This window comes from Neolewinella xylanilytica, assembly GCF_002934605.1.
GTDB lineage: Bacteria > Bacteroidota > Bacteroidia > Chitinophagales > Saprospiraceae > Neolewinella > Neolewinella xylanilytica.
In genome coordinates this window covers 1,501,784-1,523,421 of the sequence record NZ_PTJC01000005.1, presented here as the reverse complement: position 1 = coordinate 1,523,421, position 21,638 = coordinate 1,501,784, and the positions used below count along the sequence as shown (strand labels likewise).

The window sequence follows — 21,638 nt, the reverse complement described above, 5'->3', positions numbered from 1 at the left end:
TGGTTAGGCGTTGGCGGGTACGAGTTCGTAGAAATAGGGATCGTCTCCGTCCTCTTCGTAGGCGAAAGCGAGCTCCCGGTTACGCATTTCGGTAAAGAAGACTTCCCAACTTACGGGGTTGATATCGAAATCGTCGTCGTTGTCGACATCGTCAAAGTGGATGCGCAGCGGCTGGCTGTTGTAGCCGTCCATGTTCTGATCGATCATGGCGGGTAAGCCATTCCGGGCGTTAGCGAAGGCTTTGATAAGGTTTTGGTCGACGGTCTTGATCGTGGTAGCCATAATTTTCGTTTTGTTATATGCTAAGCGTGGATTGCCCGCTGAATGTTTAGGTTTGTAACATGGCAGAACAGCTCGGCTTCCTTACCCTTCTCCCTCCCGTCATCGCCATCGTCCTGGCCATTGCCACCCGGCAGGTGTTCATTTCCCTCTTCGTCGGCATTTTCCTGGGATACGTGATCCTTTCCGGTGGCAATGTGTGGATCGGCTTTCTCGATACCCTCCAGGGACTGGTGGATGTATTCGCCGACGCCGGCAATACCCGCACCATTATGTTCTGCGCGCTGGTGGGGGCACTCATCGTATTCATGCAGCGGAGCGGCGGGGTTAACGGATTTATCGAGGCCATCGATCGCCGCCTGGTTAAGTACGAGCGCAGAAAGGACGGTTCCAGCCGCACCGTCGTCCAGCTACTGGCATGGGCGACCGGCACCGTCGTATTCGTCGAATCCAGCATTAGCGTACTGACCGTAGGCACGCTGTACCGGCCGATTTTCGACAAGCTGGGGCTCAGTCGGGAGAAGCTGGCCTACATCGCGGATTCCTCTTCCGCCCCCAGTTCTATCCTCATTCCCTTCAATGGTTGGGGAGCCTTCATCATGACGCTACTGGCTACCGAGGGTTTCGCCAATCCCTTCGGAACCATGCTGCGGGCGTTGGGATATAACTTCTATGCCTTCGCGGCGCTCTTCCTGGTACCGGTGGTGGTACTCACGGGCATCGAGTGGGGCCCCATGAAAAAGGCCGAGCGGCGGGCGCGGGAAGGGAAGGTCTTAAACGAAGGGGCCACGCCGGTGGTGGACGAGTCACTCACCAGCGTGGAGGCGAAAGAAGGCGTGCAGCCGAAAGCCATCAACATGATCGTACCCATCGTGGTCATGGTCGTGTGCATGCCCTTCATGCTGGCCTATACGGGATGGGCCGACGCACGGGAGCTGTTGGGGGGCGACGCCGGCGCGGGTGCCATGCTGTTCCAGTCGATCGGCAGCGGAAGCGGATCGACGGCCGTCCTCACCGCGGTCTCGATTTCCATCCTGGTATCGATTGCCATTTACAAAGCCCAGGGCATTTTTGGTATCCGCGAAAGTGTCGACCTGGTGCTGAAGGGCATCGCCGGACTCATTCCGCTCGCCCTATTGATGTTACTGGCTTTCGCTATCGGCGCGCTGTGCAAGCAATTGGAAACCGGCATCTACGTTTCCGAGCTGGCCCGCGGGTGGTTATCGCCCGGTTTGGTCCCCTTCCTGGTTTTCGTGGTTACTTGCTTCATCGCCTTCAGCACGGGTACGAGCTGGGGTACCTTTGCCATCATGATCCCGATTGCGGTACCCATGGCGCGGGAGATGGATGCCAACGTCCTCATGGCGATCGCGGCGGTACTCGGCGGCGGGGTCTTTGGCGACCACTGTTCCCCGATCTCCGACACCACCATCCTTTCCAGCCTGGCCAGTGCTACCGACCATATCGACCACGTCAAAACCCAACTTCCCTACGCCGGATTGGCGGGGGGGATTGCCGCGGCGCTTTACCTGATCCTTGGCTTCGTGTAGGTCGGACCATTACTCGTCCGACGAGTTTTCGTCGGACGAGTAATGGTCGGACGAACCTTGGTCCGACGACCCGCCACCAGTTACCCGGGAAGTTTACGAGTTATTGAGAAAGCTGAGCAGCTCCTGCAGTTTCTCCTCCGGCATGACCTTGGGAAACTTGATCTGACCGCCCTTTTTCTTGGTTTGTTCCAGGAAGGCGTATAGCCGGTCGGCAGGCTCTACCCGGACGCGTAGGTCCTTGAGGGCTTTCTGGCGGGCTACTTTGTAGTTCTTGTTGGCTTCCTGGAGGTGGGAGTCGAGGACGGACTTGGCTTCCTCCGCATCCAGCTCTCCGTTCTCTAACCCCAATACCCACTGGTGGACGTATTCGCCGTCTTCTTCCCGCTTCAGGGCACCGACGGTAAATTCCTTTACCGTCGCCCCGGTTTTCTCGTTTAGATCCGCGATGGCGGTATTTAGTTTCTCCTCCGAGAGCTGGCTGCCCACCACGTTCAGAAAGTACTTCGTGCGCCCGGAGATCACCATCTCCATCCGTTCCAGGTCGGTAAACTTAACGGTATCGCCGATCATGTACCGCCAGGCACCCGCGGGCGTCGAAACGATCAGGGCGTAATCGACGCCTTCCTCGACATCCCGGTAGTCAATGACCATCGGTTTCTTGAGAATCGTACCCGTTTCGTCAAAACCCCGCTCATCGTGGGGAACGAACTCGAAATACATCCCGTGGTCCAGGGCCAGTTCCATGGCCATGGTGTCCGGCCGGGCGTTGAAGGCAAAGAAGCCCTCACTGGCCAGGTACGTATCCATGATCGTAATCGGATGCGCCAGCAAGGATTCGAAGGTTTGTCGGTAGGGTTCGAAGGCAACGCCACCGGTGGTGTAGATGGCCAGATTGGGCCATATCTCGTGGATGTTTTTCAGCTTATTGTGTTCAATGACCTTACGGAGCATCATCACCATCCAGGAGGGGATGCCGGCCAGGGCGCCGACGTCCCATTTGGGGGCCTCCTCGGCAATGCGCTGCACCCGCTCGTCCCAGTTGTCGATCTGCGCGATTTCCAGGCCGGGCTTGTAAAAGCCTTCCATGAATTCCGGCATGTTACTGACGTTAATGCCGCTGATCTCGCCTTCCTGCCAGCCATCGCGTTCCCGCAATTGAGCGGAGCTAGAAAGCATCAGAATATCCTTTTCAAAGAGATCGGCGTCGAAATCGAAGTTTGCCAGACATTCCGCCTGGGCGCGACCTACTTGTTGGGTACACTCCAGCATCTCGTCCGTAACCGGTATCCGCTTGCTCTTCTTTCCGGTCGTACCACTGCTCAGGGCAAAAAACCGCGGACGGCCCGGCCAGGTAATATCCGGGTCGTGGCGCTGCTTTCTCCACCACTCCTCGTTCATCTCATCGTAGTCGAACAGGGGTACTTCCTCCCGGTACGCTGTCCGGATGTCTTCCGCTTCCAGGATACGGGCAAAGTTGTAGTACTTACCGAACGCGGTGTCTTTCGCCGTTTCCAGGAGATGGCGCAATTGATCTTCCTGGGCCGCCTCCGGATCCGTCGGTTCGTGGGGAAGCAGCGTATGCTTGGTTTGGATCAGGGCTTTAATAACGTGTCCGAAAAAGGCCATATAAAGGGAGGCTGAGATGAGGTAAGGGTAGTGCCTCCCAAACAGCGGTTGTCCATGCCGCGTTCGCCTGCTAGATAAACAATCTGCGCACTACCAACCGAAGTCCGACCTGGTAGTAGTTGCGGTTAGCGCGCAGGTCATTGGTCTCCCGCAGATTCCCATTCAGGAAAAACTGAAAATACGGCTGGAAGCGAAGGGCGTAGTCAGTGCTCAGCTTCCGGTCGTACCCGACCGCGGTAGAAAAGGAAACCACGAACGGACGGTAGTCGGTCGCACTGTTATCGAGATCCACGTTCTCGACCTCCCGGTCTCCTTCGTAAATCGTCCGACGCGTCCGGGTACCCAAGTGGTATTGCAAACCCGCACCCAGGGTGAACAGCACCCGGTCGGCATCGGTCACGTCCTGATAGAAATTGACGTCAAAGGGAACGGCGAGATAGTGCGCCGCAACCGTTTCGCTGTACGTTCGGTTCCCCCCTTCGAGGGGCCGCTGCAGGCGTTCCAAACCGGTACGGGTATACCGCAGCCCCGTGGTGTACCCGATGCGATCCACCCGGTTTTCGAAGACCAGCCCGGCACCGTATCCGTACGCCCCACTTTCCAGGCTATCCAGCATTTCGAGTTCGGAGAAGGTGATGTTGTTTCCACGGGTGATTCGGCTACTGGCGTAGTTCGGCGTCAGTTCCAGTCCGTAGCTCCGCTCCAGCGTTTGCGCCGCAAGCCCCGCCGAAAGGAGTAAGCAAACAAGAAGTAAGCGATACATAGTGTCCATTTTCCCTTAAACCGCCACCGCGGAGTGCAAATTATCGGAGCGCCGAATTATTCGTGCCCCGCCGTCCGCCAACCGACGGCCACCGGCGGTCTACGTTTGAAAAAAACTAAAAATCGTTTTGCCGTACTTGCGTACTTCGGTGCAGCGTTCGTCAGCGGTAAAATCATGGTGCGGGTTGTGTTCCAACACAAACAGCCCCCCTTCGGCCAGCAATCCGGCTCCAAACACCAGATCCGGCAGCTCGGGGATGTTAGGTAGGGGATAAGGCGGGCCCGCAAAGATGTAGGTGTAGGGTTGGGGTGCGGGTCGCTCGATAAACTTGAATACGTCCATCCGGAAAACCTGGATGCATTCCTCCACCTCCAGCGTCGCAACCGTACGCTTAACGAAAGCCACCGCCGGCGCGTGCTTGTCTACGTACGTCACGTCACAACAGCCCCGGCTGATCCACTCGTAGTCGTGGCTCCCCGTTCCTCCGAAGAGGTCCAACACCCGCTGGTCTTCAAAATACAGTCGGTTGTTCAGGAGATTAAACAGGCCTTCCTTGGCGTAATCCGTCGTAGGCCGCGTGGGCCAGTTGTCGGCGGGCGGGGTAAAGCGGCGCCCCTTGAATTTTCCGGAAATGATGCGCATAACAACGAAGCTAAAGGGCCCTGATCAACCGAGACAGAGCAAGTCAAAATACAGGTGGGAAGGTATCCCGGCCAGCTCGGGAGGCGTCGCCGGCGGTGTGGGATAGGTGCTAAACCGAATATCCTCTACGTAGCGGTAAAACTGGTTATAGAGTTCGTTATTCAGCGTGACTTCCCCGCTCAGGTAGAGCGGCACCCGGTCCGGCGTCAGCCCGCACTGCTGGTAGGCCAGCAACAGGTAGTAGACGGCATCATGGCTGGTATCGTACCGGAACGTGTTGTAGAAGATCAGTGCCCCGCTATCGTGTCCGGCAATAAACAAGCGATTTTCCCTTACCGAACAGGACACGGATTGGTGAGCGAGTCTGCGGGAGCGAAGCGACCAGGCCGTTAATAGCCCGCCGGCAACGTGTTGGGTGCGCAGCGAATGCAACTCCCGCTCCGCGGCGAGGATGTGATCGCGCCGGGCGGCGTAGATAAGCTCGGCGCCCAACTCGTGGAAGTGCTCGTGGCGCACCTCGTCTTCCAGTCCGATAACGGTCAACTGTTCCAGATAGGCACTGGGGTTACCGGGGGAGTATAGCGCTTCCGGCACGAGGGTGAGCACGGGAGTGTCCCACGCTAGTAAGGTTTTTCCGTGATGCAGCCCATTCAATCGCGGGTCTTCCTCCACCAGCCGGACGATAGCGGCGGACCAATCCGCCCGCTCATCGCGCCCGAAGGAATACGACCGGTAGGCAAGAAGCCGATTTTCCGTACGATCCCGAAGGGTATACGCAAAACTGTCCATCCCCGTAAGGATGGACAGTTCGTAATCCTGCGCGCGCTCCCGCTGGAAAGCGGCGGAAGTAATATTATAGTTACTTACTCCCAATTCCCGGCCAAGCTGGGCTTGCTGAGATCGCCGAATTTAATGGGGGCGTTGGGATTGTAGCGTTGGTCGTACCGCTGGAACCGGGCATCGGCGAACCGCCCCATGAATTCCTTGTAGGGGATACCGACCTGGACGACCGGCACCTTGGTAGACTGGTAGTCGATCGTATCGGCGGCGATATCAAACTTCACGTCTTCGGTGAAGGGAACGTACTCCAGGCGGTCGAGGTCGATACCCAGTCGATTGATGCTATCGATCGCCGGCCGGTAAATGGTATCGTAAGCCGTCGCGGGGTCAAAATCAGCGTCGTCGGGGTCGCCCAGGATCCGGACCTCCAGAAACTCACCCTCCCGGAGTACCTGCTTCAGGGTATCGAAGGTAGGGGCGAACATGCCGGTAATGTCACGGTACATTTCCTGGGTCGTACGGATAACCATCAGCTGTTCCGCAACGGCATCCTGCCGCACCGCTCGCTCGTCGGCGAAGGTGATCGGTTCTTCAATACTACGGTACAGCAGCCATCCCAAAAAGAAGGCTAGTACCAAAAAGGCCAGACTGAATAATTTGCGCATCGTGAGCAGTTAATTTATGCAAGTATAAAACATTTCCTCCAAGGCGTTGACCCGCCGGAGCAAAAATCTGTAGCCGGTAGATGCAATGCACCGGCAGCTTGGTGCAACGGACGAACGATTCGTGCGTTATTTAACACCCGAATCTTCCCCCATGCCCCTCATCCTAGCCATCGAATCGAGTTGCGACGACACTTCCGCCGCCGTAGTGGAAGACGGCCGGGTACGGAGCAACGTCACCGCCACCCAGGCCATCCACGTCGAGTACGGAGGCGTGGTTCCGGAACACGCCAGTCGCGCGCACCAGCGGAATATCCTGCCCACCGTCTCCGTGGCACTCCGCCGGGCGGAACGGACAGCCTCGGAACTGGATGCCGTCGCCTTCACCCGCGGGCCGGGCCTCATCGGCTCCCTCATGGTGGGGGTCAGTTTTGCCAAGGCCCTGGCCCTGGCCCTCGACATCCCCCTCATCGAGGTGGATCACATGCAAGCCCACGTCCTGGCCCACTTCGCCGAAGCCCCCAAACCCGACTTCCCCTTCCTTTGCCTGACGGTTTCCGGCGGACACACCCAGCTCGTAGTGGTTCACTCCGCCCTAGAGCAGGAGATTATCGGGCGGACCATCGACGATGCAGCCGGCGAAGCCTTCGACAAATCCGGCAAGCTGATCGGGCTCCCCTACCCCGCCGGCCCCGAACTGGACCGGCTCGCCCGGGCGGGAAAGCCAACCATCGATTTCGCTCAACCGGATCCGGGCGGACTGGATTTTAGTTTCAGCGGTCTGAAAACGAGTATTTTATATACCCTCCAGAAACGGGTCGAAGCCGAGCCCGACTACGTCAAAAACAACCTCAACGATATCTGCGCCTCCGTCCAGGAAGCCATTGTGGCTACCCTGATCCGCAAACTGGTAGCCGCCGCCGAACAGACGGGGTTGCACCGCGTCGCGCTTGCGGGAGGCGTATCCGCCAACAGTGAACTAAGGGGGCGCCTGGCGCAGGAGGGGCGCAAACGAGACTGGGAAACCTTCGTCCCAAAGATTGAATATTGCACGGACAACGCCGCGATGATCGGAGTCACGGCTGCGTTTAAATACGCCCAGGGACTGTTCACCAGTCAAGCGGTCGCTCCGGCCGCTAGGTTCTGACCGCGTCTACCGTCGCCCCTTCCACGACACTTTTACCCCCAGCAGCGCGGCCGTACCGACGGCCACCAAGTAAAACGGATGGATTAACTGAACGAATCCGTACCACCGCATCAGCGCCGCTTGCCCGTAGTGCCGGCAGATGGCACCTAGTAGCACCCCATCAACTACAGATTTGAGGGTCCACGCACCCAACCCGACCCCCGCGAACCGCCAATCTACCAATCCGAGAAGAAGGCAGCCGACAATGGACGCGGAAGTCACGAAAGCAAGTCCCTGCGCAAAGGTCAGGGCGGGGCTGGCGTAGTTGCCGGCTTTACCCGCCCATCGAAGGCGTTGATACCAGACGCTCCGCCAGCCTTCCACCGGCAGGGTCGTCACCGCTGCTTCCTTTCGTCCGACGTAGCGGATCGAGAGGTTTTTGGCCGCCACGAACTTATGCAGCAGCAAGACATCGTCGCCGGAGGGGAGATGATCGACCCCCCGATAGCCACTCACCGAGGTAAAGGCCCGTTTTCGAAAAGCAAAGTTGGCCCCGTTAGCCAAACCCGGCACCCCGGCCTGCACCATCGCGCCGGTTAGCAGCTGGTACCCCAGCACGTCAAGCGCCTGAAAGGCCGAGCTGTAGTCGGTGACCGGATCTACTAGCACGGGTCCCAACACCACATCCGCGCCACGGGCGAAGGCTTCTCCCAGGTAAGTGAGTCCCATTGGAGACCACTGACAGTCCGCATCCGTAGTAACGATCACCTCGCAATCGACTTGGTCGATCCCGAGGGTCAGGGCCGACTTCTTGTACGCAGCCCGGTTTATGTATTCGGGGTAATCGGCGAGCCGTAGCGTACGCAGCTGTACACCGGGGGGTGCCACCGTCGCCGCGCCCCCGTCCGTGGAGTGGTCATCGATCAGCAGGATCTCGAAGTAGCCGGGATACTGCTGGGCGTACAGGCTTTCGACCAAGGCGGGAAGGTGGTCTTTTTCGTTCCGGAACGGGACGAGGACCGCAATGGAGGGGCAACGGGCAAAGGCGTCAGGGGAAATCGACAGCCCCGTCGCCCAGCGTTGAAAGTTCCCGATCTGCCAGACGGTATACGCGGCGGCGATCAGGAGCGGCAGGTAACAAAACCAAGCCAACCTTACTTAAAGTACTGGTCGTAGTCTCCCTCTTCCCGGCGACGGGGCTGGGGCGATGGCGGTGGGGGCAATTCCCGATATTCGGTATCGATATCCATCGGCTCTTCGGACACCTCCTCGTAATCCACCCACTGGCCGTTACGACGGACGTCCGCTTCCTGCTTGGCTTCTTTAACCTTCTTTTTGAAGAGGGCGATGCCGAGAAAATACAGGAAGACCAGGGGGTAGAAGGCTACGGTAGCGGCGGCGCCCAGTAAACCGTACACGGGGCTTCGGTCGAATAGCCGCTTGAGGCCCTTCAGGTAATCCAGCACGACCCGGTAATCGATAACGAGCGCAGCGATCAAGATCAGCCAGCTATAGCGGTAAAGCAAGGAAATGACCCAACCTACGATCGAGAACATAACGTACAGCACCGCCACGGAAATGACGATACCAATGATGGTAGCGATCGGTGAACGGTCGAAGGGAGAGCGGTAAGTTGCCATACGGGGTAAACGGCCCAGCCCCTGACCCGGTTGGGTAGGATGGCGCGGCCGGACACCTTTTTCGGCGGAAGCACACATTCTCCGGACGAATCCCCGCCCAATCCGGGCACTTTGCTGGCTACGCGTCGGAAACGGGTCGATCACCAGAAGGCTACCGTGGATATATCCCGTAAATTTGCCGGATGAAGCGGTTCCTATTTCTCCTGACGTTTTTGTCCTTTGGCTTAACTGCCCAACAGTCCCCTACCCTGACCGCCGAGGTTAGCGGTTGCGCAACCCCGCCTCAGCTATACGCCTTTACGGGGTTCGGATTTGTGCCGGTCCACCAACTTGATCGGGCGGCCGATGGCGTGTACACCGCCTCGCTGGAGCTAAAGGAACCGGTCTTTCGGTACTTGGGCACGGAGCCGAAAGACCTACGCCCCCTGATTATTGGTGGTGAGCAACCCGCTCGGATCACCGGCAACTGCGGAGACTTCCGAAATGCATCGGTAAGCGATAGTCCCGTCAATGAGGCCTACGATCGGCTAAAAAAACGCTTCGAGGAATTCGACGAGCGCTACCAGACCCTCCAGCAGGATATCGAGGTCATTCAGGACGAACGGGTGCGGGAAGAAGGCCGGATCGCCATGGCGGAAATGGACCGGGAAAAAGAACTGTTGGTAAACGAACTAAAAAACCAATTCCCCATTCTCGGCCGAATCGCCAGTCTCAATACCTACCTCAGCCACTATTCGGCGGATCTCGACCAATTTCCTACCCAATTGGAGCACTACCTGGAGACCTACTTTCAATTCGTAGACTACTCCGACCCCGGTTTTAACGACCTGGCCTGGACCTACGAAGCCTACCGCACCTTCGGCAACCAGATCCTTCGGGTAATACCGACCGACCAACTCGCCCCGTTGCTACTGGAAAAAACCGGAAAATGGCCCGTCGGCAGTCGCGCGCGTTTCCTCGCCCGGAGCGGAGCCTTGGCCGCCATGCTTCCCGAACGGCACCCGGCTACCCAACCCCTGGCCGACAGCATTGCCGCGGAGTTCGCCGATCTGTACCCCGCGGCCGTAGCATCCATGAAGCAGCAAACCGACGTGTTGCGTACCTACATCATCGGTGCCGAGGCTCCGGACTTTACGGCCTTGACGCCAAGTGGCGATTCCCTCAGTCTGGAAAGCCTGCGCGGCCAGGTCGTGCTGCTCGATTTCTGGGCGAGTTGGTGCGGCCCGTGCCGCCGGGAGAATCCGAACGTCGTGCGGATGTACAACAAGTTCAAAGGAGCGGGCTTCGAAATTCTCGGGGTAAGCCTGGACGACAACCGGGCCCGGTGGGAACAAGCCATCGCCGATGACGAGCTTGAGTGGCTCCACGTTTCCGATCTCATGGGTTGGCGGAGCGCATACGGCCAGCTTTACGGGGTGACCAGCATTCCCCAAACGGTGCTTCTCGACCGGAAAGGCAACATTCTGGCCCGCAACCTCCGCGGCCCTGAACTGGAGCGCAAGCTGGCGGAGGTTTTGGGCGTTAAATAATCGCCAGTCGTGTATGCCCTAACTTTGTCCCGATGAAAACATTTAAATCCCGGCTCCTTTCCGTACTGGTAGTGGTATTGATCACCGTAGGTCTCGACCAATGGACCAAATATCTCGCCACCCAGCACCTGCAGGGCGAACCCGATCAGTTTTACCTGGACGGCATCCTCCGCCTGACCCACGTCCATAATACCGGAGCATTTCTCAGTATCGGATCGGGACTGAATGACTTCTGGCGGCCGGTCTTGCTCAATCTGTTTCCCGCCCTGCTGCTGATCGCCCTCCTGTACTACATCTTCCGCGAAAAGCTGCTGAACGCCTGGCAAGTCATCGCCCTGTCGCTGATCGTGGGTGGCGGACTCAGCAATATCGTGGATCGCTTGCTGTACGGTCACGTAGTGGATATGCTTCACCTGAAGGCCTTCGGACTGCAGACCGGCATCTTTAACGTGGCGGATATGGCCATCATGGCCGGTATGTTTATCATGCTCCCCTTCGCGTTGCGGCCGGAAAAGCGGGAAACCGTCGCGGCTCCCGAAGCAACTACCAGCCTCCAACCGGAGCCGCGGGACGAGGAATCCACGATCCGTTAGTCCGATCCGCCCTTATCCAAAAAATCGATATTTCTGCGAAGGCCGGTGAATTTGGTCCGCTTGACCGCTGATTTCTGAAAAACCCGCCGGAATACGTCCTCCGTCATTTCCGTCCACTCCCGCGGCCCCATGCCGGGTAAATCAGCGTGGGGTTCGAAGGCCGGTTCCCGGTGTGGGGTGCTGAATCGATTCCAGGGGCAAACCTCCTGGCAAATATCGCAACCGAACGCCCAGCCTTCCATCCGGCCCCGGAATTCTTCGGGAATGGCTTCCTTCAGCTCGATGGTGAGGTAGCTGATGCATTTGCTGCCGTCGACGAGGTACCCTTGCGGACTGATTGCATCCGTCGGGCAGGCATCGATACACCGGGTACAGGTGCCGCAATGATCGCGTATCGCGGAATCGGTAGCCGGTTGGAGATCGCTGATGATTTCCGCCAGAAAGAAGTAGGATCCTGCCTTGGGGTTGAGGAGGAGGGTGTTTTTACCGATCCACCCTGCACCCGCGCGCGCCGCCCAATCCCTTTCCAGTACGGGGGCACTGTCTACGAACACCCGCCCGTCGATCGGGGAACCGATAGCCTCCTCCAAGCGTCCGGTAAGCTCCCGAAGCTTGCCGCGTACGACCTTGTGGTAATCCTCGCCGTAGGCATACCGGGCTACCTTCGGAGCCTCCCTGCTGGGGGTATCGTCGGCGGGGAAATAATTGTAGAGCAGGGAAACCACCGACTTAGCTCCGGGTACCAGTTTGGTCGGATCTACCCGCTTATCGAAGTGATTTTCCATCCAATGCATCTGGCCATGGTGGCCGGCATCGAGCCAGGCTTCGAGCCGTCGCTCCTCGGGCTCCATCCGTTCGGCGCGGGCGATGCCCACGAAGCCGAAGCCCAGGTCGTAGGCGGTCTGCTTGATCAGGTTGGCTAAGGAGGTAGGGTCCATGGAAAACGGAACGGCCGCCCCGGAAATCCGGAGCGGCCGTTAAAGTTAAGCGCTTGAAATTATCTAGAAGTCGTTGATCGAGCGACCCGTGAAGGACATCACGTTGCGGAAGCCGACGTAAGACTTAGTGGTATCCTGGTATTCGAAGGTCCGGGTACCGTTCTGCAGGTAGAAGCTGATGTCTTTCCAGCTGCCGCCGCGGATAACCTTCCGCTTGTAGGAGACGGGGTCGTCGTCCTTGGCGTTGTAGCGGATATCGGGGTTGAAGTCGTGGATGAAGCTGGTACCGTTTTCCTGGAAGGCGGTGATGGTCCACTCGGCTACGTTGCCGGCCATGTTGTAAAGGCCGTAGTCGTTGGGGTAGTAGGCGTCGACGGGCACGGTGTAGGAACCGCCATCGTCGGCGTAATTACCGCGACCGGGCTTGAAGTTGGCCAGCAAACAGCCTTTACTGTTGCGGACGTAGGGGCCACCCCAGGGGTATGGGGCGTGTTCCTTGCCACCGCGGGCGGCGTATTCGAACTCGTACTCCGTAGGGAGGCGGAAGCTCTCGATGAGGGCGTCTTCGTTGTAGGTATTCCAGAGGGTGGTACGCCAGTGGCTGAAGGCGCGGGCCATGTGCCAGTCGATGCCGACAACCGGATAATTGTCGTAAGCGGGGTGGCTGAAGTAGACGCGGGCCATCGGCTCGTTGTAGGCGTAGGCGAAATCACGGACCCACACCAGCGTATCGGGATAGACGTTGACGGTCTTTTCGGTAACGTAGTCGGTAATTCCCTGACCGTCGATGCCGCGGGGGCGGGCCTGGGCGGCTTCCGTCCAGTCGACTTCGCTGTAGGTGTACTCGTAGAGGTTGGTGTTCACCTGCTTCTTGCCGGCGAAATACTCTTCGAGGTAGAGTTCCGAGAGGGTTTCGTCGCCGTAGTCGATCGGCAGCTCCCAGTCGATGTTGCCGTTCTCGTCTACGTCACCGAGAATGACGTGGGCGATGGAATCCCGAACCCAATCCATGAACTGGCGATACTCGTTGTTGGAGATCTCCGTATCGTCCATGTAGAAACCGTTGATCGTAACGGCTTTCGGTCGTTGGATAAAGGTTCCGGTGATGTCCTGGTCGCTATTGCCGACGTGGACGAATCCGGAGGGAACGTAGACCATACCGTAGGGCTGCACGCCCTTCCAGGTAGGCCGGTCAAGGGTACCGACGAGTTCGCCGGTTTCCCGACTACCGCCGCAACTGGACAGCGTCAAGCCCAGAAGCAGGACGGCTAGAAAAGTGTTTAATTGATTTTTCATGCGCAAAACCGGAATTTTCCTCGTTTTCAAGGGGCGGGGTGTATAAGGGGGGAACGTAGGGTAAAACATAGTTAGTATCACAAGTGCGGAACCGCAAGCCAATTTAACAGTTTATGGCACTGAATCTGCGGGGAGCCGACATAGATCATCATTGTTTGGTACGTGGGTTAAAGATAATCGGCGGCGGCACACCGGCGCCGATCCGTTGCCGGAGATTGTACTTCAAAGTTAACTCGTGGCTACCGTCCTGAACGGTGCGTAATTCAGAGAGCGTGAGATCGTAGGCATAAGCCAACGATACCTTGTCGCTGAGATTCAGGCCGGCCATCAGTAAAATGGCATCGGTGGTCTGATTATTGTAGCCCCGGTAAGCTATACCGCCAAAAATATTTTCGTCGTACCGGGCGATCAGCCCCGTAGTGACCTGATGCTGAATGCCATCGCTCATGGCCCCGATGAGCGGACTGAGTTCCCAGGCCCGCAGAAAATCGAAGCGGGCCCGCAGATAGGCGTGGTACTGGCGCCCCAACCGGTAATCCAGCCCCGGGAATTCGATCACGCTTTCGGTGAGATTACGGACCGAGAGGCCGCCCTCCAATCTTTCCGACTGGTAATACAGGCCGGCCGCGAAGGTCATCGTGCCCGCACCTTCGTTGCCGCTGGGCAGCAATACGTCGTTGTGGGCGACGAAATTGGGCTCGGTGTAGTCGCCGTCCGGAGTGCGCAATGCCGATCCGTCCAGGCTCATCTGGTAGTAGCGTCCGGAGACCCCGACGGACCAGACGGCGGAAGAGGTCACCAGTTGATAACTCCAGGTAGCCCCGAAGCGATTGAGGCTGCGCGCACCGAGCTCGTCGCGTTCGGCCTCGACCCCGAAGCCACTGCTCAGGAAGTAAACGGGCAGGTGAGCGCTCAGGCGCTGGCTGGTGGGCTGCCCGTCCAGTCCGGTCCACTGGGCCCGGAACGTGCCGGTTATGCTGAGGCTGTTATCGAGGCCGGCGTAGGCGGGATTGAACTGTACGGGGTCGAGCCAGTACAGGCTGTAGTGGCCCAATTGCTGCGCACTTGCGGCCCCACCGACCAGCAACAGCAAGAGAAGTAGGTAAAATTGGCGGGTCATTGACGTTTAGTTCAGCAGTTTACGGGCTGCCTCAGCCGTATCAACCGGTAACCTACAGGTCCGGTTTTCACAAACGAAGTAGCGTAATTTCGAAAGGTAGCGGTTTTGTAACACTGGTACGTCTTCTCGATCTTTTTCCGCCGCCACGATCATGAGGTCGGGTCGGTAGTCCGACAAGAATTCGCGGGCCGCTGCCACCGCCCCGACGCCCGTGATCGCCAGCTCCCGCTCCGCTTGTTGCATGAGCAGCAGCGTCATGGCCCATCCGGCGAAACTGGTAGGATAGCGCTGGACCGCGCCACGGATCGCTGCGATCATGCGTTCCGCCCGGTCATGGTAGGCGGCGTGCCCCGTCAGTCTTCCCAGGCGATACAAATTGTTAGCCATTTGGGAGTTGCCGCTCGGCAGCGCGTTGTCGTAAAAGTCTTTCGTGGCCACCGGGAGTTCGCTGCCTTCGGGCCGGCGCAGGTAGAACATGACCTCCTCGGCGTCCGAAAACCGCTCCAGTACCGTATCGACGTGATGGCGCGCATCCCGCAACGCGTAATCGAGGTCGAAGCTCGCCTCACTCAGGTCGAGGGCCGCGGCGGCCATGGCGGCATGGTCGTCGAGAAAGGCCGGCGCGCCGAACGTCCCGTCGGTCCGGTTGCGGTACCAGGTCCCGTCGTGGCGAAGCTGCTCGTTCAGGCTGGTATAAAGGTCCGTCGCCAGCTGGAGGTAAGTTTGCTCGCCGGTGGCCCGGTAGCACCAAGCCCAGCCGGAAACCAACAAGGCGTTCCACTGGAGGATCAGCTTATCATCTGCGCCGGGGGGGATGCGTTGCCGGCGCACTTCTGCCATCGTGCGGCGGGCTTCGGCGATCTTGGCCACCGCCACGTCGGTCGGCAGGCCGGTGACCGCCGGCAGCGGGCCGGGGCGGTAAGGAATATTGGTATGCTCCTCCTCCCAGTTTCCGGCTTCGGTCAGGCCATAGAAATCGGCCACCAGCTCGACGGTTTCCGACGGGAACAGCGCTTCGAGTTCCTTATAGTCCCACACGTAGTACTTTCCCTCCACCCCTTCGCTGTCGGCATCCAGCGCCGCGCGGTATCCGCCATCGGGGAGTGCCATTTCCTGGCGTAACCAATCCGTGGTCTCCTCCATGGCCTGCAGGTAGCGGGGGTCGGGGGTGACCAGATGCAGCTTCGCCAGCAGCCGTAGCAGCAGGGCGTTGTCGTAGAGCATTTTTTCGAAGTGAGGTACCCGCCAATTGGCATCTACGGTGTAGCGGCTGAAGCCACCGCCGATCTGGTCGTAGATGCCGCCCCCGAGCATGGCCCGCATCGCATGGCCGGCACTGTAGATATCGTGGTTGTTGCCGGTGATGATTCCGTTGGCGAGCAGGAGTTCCAGCGCCTGGCTCTGCGGGAACTTGGGTGCGCCCCCGAACCCGCCGCGGGCGGCATCGTAGCTGGCGCGAACCTGCTCCATCAGGGTGTCTTCCGGCTCGACAGCAATCCCGAGCAGCCGGTCTCCACCCGCTTTCAGGTTATCCACTAATTGCTCCGCCTGGTCCTCCACCTGGTCGCGCTCCTCCCGGAAGGTCCGGCTGAGGTATGTCAGGAGTTCGGTCCAGGACGGCCGGTTGTATTTCTGCTCCGGCGGATAGTAGGTGCCGGCGTAAAACGGCCGGGCGTCCGGTAGCAAAAAGGCATTTAGCGGCCACCCGCCCCCGCCGGTGATGGCCTGGCAGGCATCCATGTACACTTGGTCGACGTCCGGTCTTTCTTCCCGGTCCACCTTGATGCAAACGAAGTGTTCGTTCATCAGCCGCGCGGTGACCTCGTCTTCGAAGCTTTCCCGTTCCATCACGTGGCACCAGTGGCAGGTGGAATAGCCGATACTGACCAGTATGGGCTTGTCTTCCCGGCGGGCCCGGGACAGGGCCTCCTCCCCCCACGGATACCAATCCACGGGGTTGTGGGCGTGCTGGAGTAGGTACGGGCTGGTTTCGTGCTGAAGTCGGTTGGCGATGGCGGGGTGTTTTTAGGTAGAAGGCGCCCGGGCCCCAGTAGTTTAGGCGGGGCCGGGAAAAGCTTGCCCCTTGGTGCCCCGGTGACGATGCGGCGGATGGCCGGCCACGTGCATCGACTTATCCATTTCCAGTGAACAGATGGGTTGTCCCTGCTTTTCCAGTGGTTACCCTATGGATTATACCCCCTTTGTACACCTGGCTACCAGTCTCGGGCTGGGGCTGTTGGTCGGCCTGCAGCGTGAGCGGGCCAATTCCGAAATAGCCGGCATCCGCACCTTCGGGCTGATCACGCTGAGCGGCACCTTCTGCGCCCTGCTCGCCGAGGCAACGGACTCCCGGTGGCTGATCGCGGCCGGAGCGATCGCGGTAACCATCCTGATCGCGGCGGCTAACTTCATCCGGGCCGACACCCTACGTGCGGAGGAGGCCGATGACGTGGGGATCGGCCAGACCACGGAAATCGCTATCCTCCTCATGTTTCTGGTAGGTGCCTTCATCCCCATCGGGCCCACCGCCGTAGCCGTCACTACCGGTGCCAGCGTGGCGATTCTGCTTTCCCTGAAGCGAACCCTGCACCGGGTGACGGGTAACATGACGCGGGAAGACGTACGGGCGATCATGCAGTTTGCCGCCATCGCCTTCATCATCCTGCCACTATTGCCCGACCAGGACTACGGCCCCTACGAAACCCTGAACCCCCGCGAGATCTGGACCATGGTCGTGCTGATCGTGGGGCTGAGCGTAGTGGCCTACTTCGTCTACAAGTGGGCCGGAAAAAGCATCGGCACCATTGCCGGCGGCATTCTCGGCGGCCTCATTTCCAGCACGGCAACTACGGTCACTTACGCCAAGCGGACGGCGGGGACCGAGCGGGCGGGGCGGTTGGCCGCGCTGGTCATATTCATCGCTTCGACCATTTCTTTCGTCCGGGTACTGATTGAGGTCGGGGTGGTTATTCCCGAACGGCTCGGCGTGATCGCCCCGCCCATTGCCGCCATGGTGGTTTTCATGGCGCTACTGTGCTGTGGCCTGTACTGGATCAACGACGACGAGGAAACGGAGGAGCTTCCGGACCCCGAAAATCCGGCCCAGCTAAAGGCAGCGCTCATCTTCGGTGCGCTGTATGCCATTATCATCTTCGCGGTTGCCGCGGTGGAGGACTATTTCGGTCAGCGTGGCCTTTTCGTGGTATCCCTGATTAGCGGACTCACCGACGTGGATGCCATCACCCTGAGTCTCAGCAACACCATCAAGGATGGCGGGCTGACCGCCGAACGCGGTTGGAGCCTCATCCTGCTGGCGGCCCTGTCCAACATGGTGTTCAAAGCGGGGCTGGCGGTTTTCCTCGGGTCCAGAAACCTAAGCAAGTATGTTCTGGGAGCCACCGGGCTGACGATTGCGGCGGGGGCGCTGGTGCTGTGGCTGTGGCCAGAGGGCTGGGCGTGGGGATGACCCACCAGCCCGGCTAATTCCCAGCCGTCTTATTTTGCCCTACCCGTCGGCCTTGACCAAAACCGTTTCCGCTTGTTCTCCATCGTTCGTTTGTTCCCCCTCGCTATTCTCGCCCTCTTATCCGCTGCCCTTCCCGGTCAGGAAACCCTATTCGGCAGGGTACTGGACAGCCTGAGCCGGGAGGCGGTTCCCTTCGCGACCGTCTATTTCGACGGCACGACCGTGGGCACCACTACCGCGGACGACGGGAGCTATCGCCTACCCCTTTCCGCGGTGACCTTGCCCGCTACCGTAGTCGTTACCCACCTGAATTACCGTACCGCCAGCCGTACGGCCACTTCGGCCGGACCAACGGAAGACTGGCTACTCACCCCGGCCGCCAACGAGATCGCGGCCGTGGAGGTGGGCGATCGGAACAACCGCGCGAAGAACGTGGCTGAATTCCGGGAACGGTTTCTGGGTACGGAAGAATGGAGCCGGGGCGCCCGCCTTCAGTTTACCGACCGGCTCCGCTTCGACCGGCACTACGAAACCGACACCCTCCGCAACGCCGACGTGCTGGTGAAACAATACGGCCTGCCGGACGACCTACGCAACGTAGCGTGGGCCATCGACGGAAAAACGCTGACCTTCGATCGGGCCGTAGATCTGCGTGCCAGCAGTACCGGCACGCTGGAGGCGGATGTCCCCATGCTCGGTTACCGGGTGCGGGTAAACCTCGAGCACTTCGTGGTCAATTACGCCGCGGGCAGCACCTACGGCCTCGGCACCTACTACTTCGAGCCCTACGAGGGTAGGCAGGGAAAAGCTCGGCCGAAACATCGCCGGAACCGGCAACGGGCATTTTATGCGTCTTCCCAGCATTTTCTCCGGTCTCTGTACGCTAATGACCTCGGGGCCAATGGATTCGCTACCTACGAAATGATCGACGGCAAGGCACGCCCCATCGATCTGCTTTCCTACCTGGAAGCCAGGTCCGACGGGGAGATGGCCTTTCAGGGTCTCGAGAACCGGCAAATCACCATTCTCTACTTTCACGACCGGAAGGGCCTTCCGTTGCCACCGGACCGCAGGAAACGGGCTGCCTACCTGACCTCGGTGATGGTAATCGGGGGGCCGGAAGCAACGTTCCGGGCGGACGGCACCCTCGGCAACAGTCCGATCGGCTTCGGTGGTGCCATGGGAGCGAGTGAGGTAAGCCGGATGCTACCCAGCAATTATTCCCCGGCGGACAGCGACTGACCGCTGCGCGTCATCTCCAGTTGACCGTTCGGGCTGCGACGGGGCACCGTTCCGTCGGGCAGCGCCCACGGTCGAATGGGCTCAACGGGCATCTTGTGCAGTCGACCGACGGTCAGGGCGTCCGCGTCCCGGTAGGCTGGCATCCCGATAGTCACGGCTTCCTGGGCGACGTCGGTACGGCGGGTGCCGTGGAGCATGTCCCAAAAAGGAAAAACGACGCCGAAATTGCTGTTGAACTCCTCCTCGACGATGCTGTGGTGAATGCCGTGGGCACGTGGCGTAATCATCATCCGGGCCAGCAACGCCTCCAAACCGGCCGGCAGGCGCAGGTTGCTGTGGTGAAAGGCGGTACAGCCCTCGAACACGGCTTCGTACTCCAGGACCAGCTTCGGCGGCGCGCCGATCAGGGCGATCATGCCCCCGCGGAAAAGAATGGAAAAGACTTGCTCACCCAGATGAAAGCGGAAACCGGTGGTGACGTCCATGTCCAGGTCGGAATGGTGAACGCGGTGGAGCCGGAAAAGCAAGGGTACCCGGTGGGTACATACGTGCCAGAGATAATTCGTGTAATCGAGCAGCAGAAAGGCGAGTACGTAGCGAGCGGGGCCGGGCAGAGGCAGCCACTGCACCAGTCCGAAGCGTTTCCGCTCGGCTAGCGTGCCGGCCCAGACCATCGCCGGGAGGAGGGCGGCGCGAACCACGGCAAAACCGCTAGCGGCCACCGCGGTATTGATCACCGATCGCTTTACTTTCGATTGCTGCTGCTCGCGTAATACGAGTACCTCTTCGAGGAGGTACAGTCCGGCGACAATCCCCGCGAGCACGGGGAACGCCCTGCGATCGAACCAAGGATAGTAAAAGCGTAGTTTCGGCATGGTATGGTGAATTCGGTAGCCCGTAAAAGGTTTGCCGGCTTACCCCGACGATGGGTACCTTGCCCCATAAGTTACGGTCACATACTGCTGAAAATTGCATCCCATGCACCAGGCTGATTGGCGGGGCGTCCTCCCGTGCTTCCTATTCCTGGTTTCCGCCTCCCTTCTGGCTCAGGAACCGATCCCCGATTACGTAGCCGTCGATACGGCGCTCTACGCGGAAATCCTGGAAATGGACCGGACGTACTTCGATGCCTACAATAGCTGCGATATGGAGACCCAGTCCCGGATTTACTCCGATAGTATCGAGTTTTATCACGACCGCGGCGGATTGGCCACTTCCAAGGCCGGCATCCTGCGATCGATCGAAGAAAATATTTGCGGCAAAGTAGCGCGCATCCTGCTGCCCGAAACCGTGGAGGTGCACCCCATCCCGGGATATGGGGCGGTACAGATCGGCTACCATCGCTTCGTGAACGCCGCCGAACCGGAGGCCCCATCGGTACCCAGTCGCTTCGTAACGGTCTGGCAGCAGGTTGACGGAGAATGGTATATGGCCCGGGTGATCAGCTTGCACTGAGACCAGAGAAGCCATCACCGGCAACCATGCACACGCTTTCTTCCCCCCCGGTATCTACCCAGTGGTTCGCGAGGCTTGTCTCCTGCGCTCCGGCGCAAAAATGCCGCGCGTGGTGTACCAGCAGCTAGTCCGCCGTGACGGCGGAGAAAGCAAGATCGCACCGTATGCCGGCACTGGCCAAGTGGTGGAATGTACTCAGCTGCTAACGCGCTGCGGGCGCGCCCCGGTACGGCTAACGGAAACCCGCGCGTCTCGACTGCTGCGTTGCCGGCTGAGGGGGACGATAAGCCCGTAATAGCTGTTGACAACGTAAAGTAATTGGAGCACGGGGGCGGCGACGACGATCTCACTCAGGGTCAACAGGCCGAAATTGCACCCGACGAAGGCCAGGACACCGACGAGGGCCAGGGCCGCTGCGGGATAGCGGGCCCAGAGAGGTAACTGTTCGTCGGTGAGGTAGAGGTGGAGCAGTCCGGCCAGGAACAGCATGTTACCGGAAACGAAAATTTCGGTTGCCAGCCGGTTCACCAGGGTGGCCATGGGTAGTGATCCCCCCAGATAACCGGCAAGCAAAACCGGGTAAGTGAGGAGTAACAAGACCTGTCCGCCGGAGATTATCGCCCAACTAAGCGTACGGGTACGGATGGCGAAAAAGATCGCACCGGCGGCGATCATGGCCATAAGCACCCACTCGACCCGCCAGTTGAGACCATAGATGTCCCAATTCTTGATAACGTAATCAAATCGGCCGGCCGGGTCACCGGCGGGCATGCGGCGGGCCATGATTTGGTGGATAATGATGGTGACGTTAATCAGTAGCGACCCAAGCGACCACAACGCTCTTCCTAACTTCATGTTAGTGATTTGCAGGTTAATGTGTTATGCTATGGGCTAGGCACCGTATTACAGCCACCTAAATTCTTGACCGGGT

At 59.3% G+C, this 21,638-nt stretch carries 21 protein-coding genes; 7 read left to right on the top strand and 14 right to left on the bottom strand.

The genetic code is table 11. The annotated features are described in order from the left end of the window. Nucleotides 1–3 precede the first annotated feature (3 nt). A complete protein-coding gene (locus CLV84_RS05980; protein WP_104418814.1) occupies nt 4–282 on the bottom strand; it encodes a hypothetical protein in 279 nt (92 codons plus the stop codon). 59 nt (nt 283–341) lie between these two features. Between CLV84_RS05980 and CLV84_RS05975 the strand changes: the two genes are divergently transcribed. Then, on the top strand, nt 342–1,829 hold the full coding sequence (locus tag CLV84_RS05975) for a Na+/H+ antiporter NhaC family protein (RefSeq protein WP_104418813.1): 1,488 nt from the start codon (nt 342–344) through the stop codon (nt 1,827–1,829). A 93-nt stretch (nt 1,830–1,922) separates the two neighbouring features. On the opposite strand, the gene CLV84_RS05970 is transcribed toward CLV84_RS05975, so the two are convergent. The 5 genes from CLV84_RS05970 to CLV84_RS05950 form a co-directional block, all read right to left on the bottom strand. After that, the gene (locus CLV84_RS05970) at nt 1,923–3,455 is read right to left on the bottom strand and encodes a GH3 family domain-containing protein (protein WP_104418812.1); all 1,533 of its coding nucleotides are present in this window, start codon (nt 3,453–3,455) and stop codon (nt 1,923–1,925) included. Between the two features lie 70 nt (nt 3,456–3,525). Next, nucleotides 3,526–4,218: an outer membrane beta-barrel protein gene (locus CLV84_RS05965; protein ID WP_170067591.1), complete on the bottom strand. Its 693-nt coding sequence runs from the start codon at nt 4,216–4,218 to the stop codon at nt 3,526–3,528. A 99-nt stretch (nt 4,219–4,317) separates the two neighbouring features. Then, entirely contained in the window at nt 4,318–4,860 is a 543-nt protein-coding gene (locus tag CLV84_RS05960) for an RsmD family RNA methyltransferase (RefSeq protein ID WP_104418810.1), read from the bottom strand. A gap of 24 nt (nt 4,861–4,884) precedes the next feature. After that, nucleotides 4,885–5,733, bottom strand: a complete 849-nt coding sequence (locus tag CLV84_RS05955) for a DUF3822 family protein (protein WP_170067590.1) — start codon at nt 5,731–5,733, stop codon at nt 4,885–4,887. Then, a complete protein-coding gene (locus CLV84_RS05950; protein ID WP_104418808.1) occupies nt 5,724–6,305 on the bottom strand; it encodes a hypothetical protein in 582 nt (193 codons plus the stop codon). The genes CLV84_RS05955 and CLV84_RS05950 overlap by 10 nt, the downstream gene beginning before the upstream one ends. 151 nt (nt 6,306–6,456) lie before the next feature. On the opposite strand from CLV84_RS05950, the gene tsaD reads away from it, so the two are divergent. Next, on the top strand, nt 6,457–7,449 hold the full coding sequence (tsaD, locus tag CLV84_RS05945; protein WP_104418807.1) for a tRNA (adenosine(37)-N6)-threonylcarbamoyltransferase complex transferase subunit TsaD: 993 nt from the start codon (nt 6,457–6,459) through the stop codon (nt 7,447–7,449). A gap of 6 nt (nt 7,450–7,455) precedes the next feature. Here tsaD and CLV84_RS05940 read toward each other — a convergent pair whose 3' ends face one another. After that, nucleotides 7,456–8,580 (bottom strand): glycosyltransferase, encoded by a 1,125-nt coding sequence (locus tag CLV84_RS05940; RefSeq protein WP_104418806.1) that lies wholly within the window; start codon nt 8,578–8,580, stop codon nt 7,456–7,458. Between the two features lie 2 nt (nt 8,581–8,582). Next, the gene (locus CLV84_RS05935; protein ID WP_104418805.1) at nt 8,583–9,068 is read right to left on the bottom strand and encodes a hypothetical protein; all 486 of its coding nucleotides are present in this window, start codon (nt 9,066–9,068) and stop codon (nt 8,583–8,585) included. Between the two features lie 182 nt (nt 9,069–9,250). Here CLV84_RS05935 and CLV84_RS05930 point away from each other — a divergent pair, with 182 nt between their 5' ends. Together CLV84_RS05930 and lspA are read left to right on the top strand one after the other, a co-directional pair. After that, a complete protein-coding gene (locus CLV84_RS05930) occupies nt 9,251–10,597 on the top strand; it encodes a thioredoxin-like domain-containing protein (RefSeq protein WP_211295180.1) in 1,347 nt (448 codons plus the stop codon). A 32-nt stretch (nt 10,598–10,629) separates the two neighbouring features. Then, nucleotides 10,630–11,190 (top strand): signal peptidase II, encoded by a 561-nt coding sequence (gene lspA, locus CLV84_RS05925; protein WP_104418804.1) that lies wholly within the window; start codon nt 10,630–10,632, stop codon nt 11,188–11,190. Here the strand turns inward: lspA and queG are convergent. The 4 genes from queG to CLV84_RS21960 form a co-directional block, all read right to left on the bottom strand. After that, nucleotides 11,187–12,128, bottom strand: coding sequence for a tRNA epoxyqueuosine(34) reductase QueG (gene queG, locus CLV84_RS05920; RefSeq protein ID WP_104418803.1), 942 nt, complete (start codon nt 12,126–12,128; stop codon nt 11,187–11,189). The genes lspA and queG overlap by 4 nt on opposite strands. Nucleotides 12,129–12,191: 63 nt before the next feature. After that, nucleotides 12,192–13,424, bottom strand: coding sequence for a T9SS ring complex lipoprotein PorK/GldK (porK, locus tag CLV84_RS05915; protein ID WP_104418802.1), 1,233 nt, complete (start codon nt 13,422–13,424; stop codon nt 12,192–12,194). Between the two features lie 148 nt (nt 13,425–13,572). Beyond that, complete coding sequence (locus tag CLV84_RS05910; protein ID WP_104418801.1) at nt 13,573–14,544, bottom strand: PorP/SprF family type IX secretion system membrane protein; 972 nt, start codon at nt 14,542–14,544, stop codon at nt 13,573–13,575. A 6-nt stretch (nt 14,545–14,550) separates the two neighbouring features. Then, nucleotides 14,551–16,557: a thioredoxin domain-containing protein gene (locus CLV84_RS21960; RefSeq protein WP_211295224.1), complete on the bottom strand. Its 2,007-nt coding sequence runs from the start codon at nt 16,555–16,557 to the stop codon at nt 14,551–14,553. A gap of 172 nt (nt 16,558–16,729) precedes the next feature. On the opposite strand from CLV84_RS21960, the gene CLV84_RS05900 reads away from it, so the two are divergent. After that, complete coding sequence (locus CLV84_RS05900) at nt 16,730–18,010, top strand: MgtC/SapB family protein (protein WP_104418799.1); 1,281 nt, start codon at nt 16,730–16,732, stop codon at nt 18,008–18,010. Between the two features lie 72 nt (nt 18,011–18,082). Then, a complete protein-coding gene (locus tag CLV84_RS05895; protein ID WP_104418798.1) occupies nt 18,083–19,252 on the top strand; it encodes a carboxypeptidase-like regulatory domain-containing protein in 1,170 nt (389 codons plus the stop codon). On the opposite strand, the gene CLV84_RS05890 is transcribed toward CLV84_RS05895, so the two are convergent. Beyond that, on the bottom strand, nt 19,228–20,127 hold the full coding sequence (locus CLV84_RS05890) for a sterol desaturase family protein (RefSeq protein ID WP_104418797.1): 900 nt from the start codon (nt 20,125–20,127) through the stop codon (nt 19,228–19,230). The genes CLV84_RS05895 and CLV84_RS05890 overlap by 25 nt on opposite strands. A 103-nt stretch (nt 20,128–20,230) precedes the next feature. On the opposite strand from CLV84_RS05890, the gene CLV84_RS05885 reads away from it, so the two are divergent. Further along, the gene (locus CLV84_RS05885) at nt 20,231–20,707 is read left to right on the top strand and encodes a nuclear transport factor 2 family protein (protein WP_211295178.1); all 477 of its coding nucleotides are present in this window, start codon (nt 20,231–20,233) and stop codon (nt 20,705–20,707) included. Between the two features lie 195 nt (nt 20,708–20,902). Here the strand turns inward: CLV84_RS05885 and CLV84_RS05880 are convergent, their stop codons facing one another. Next, on the bottom strand, nt 20,903–21,562 hold the full coding sequence (locus CLV84_RS05880) for a hypothetical protein (protein WP_146088734.1): 660 nt from the start codon (nt 21,560–21,562) through the stop codon (nt 20,903–20,905). Nucleotides 21,563–21,638 lie beyond the last annotated feature (76 nt).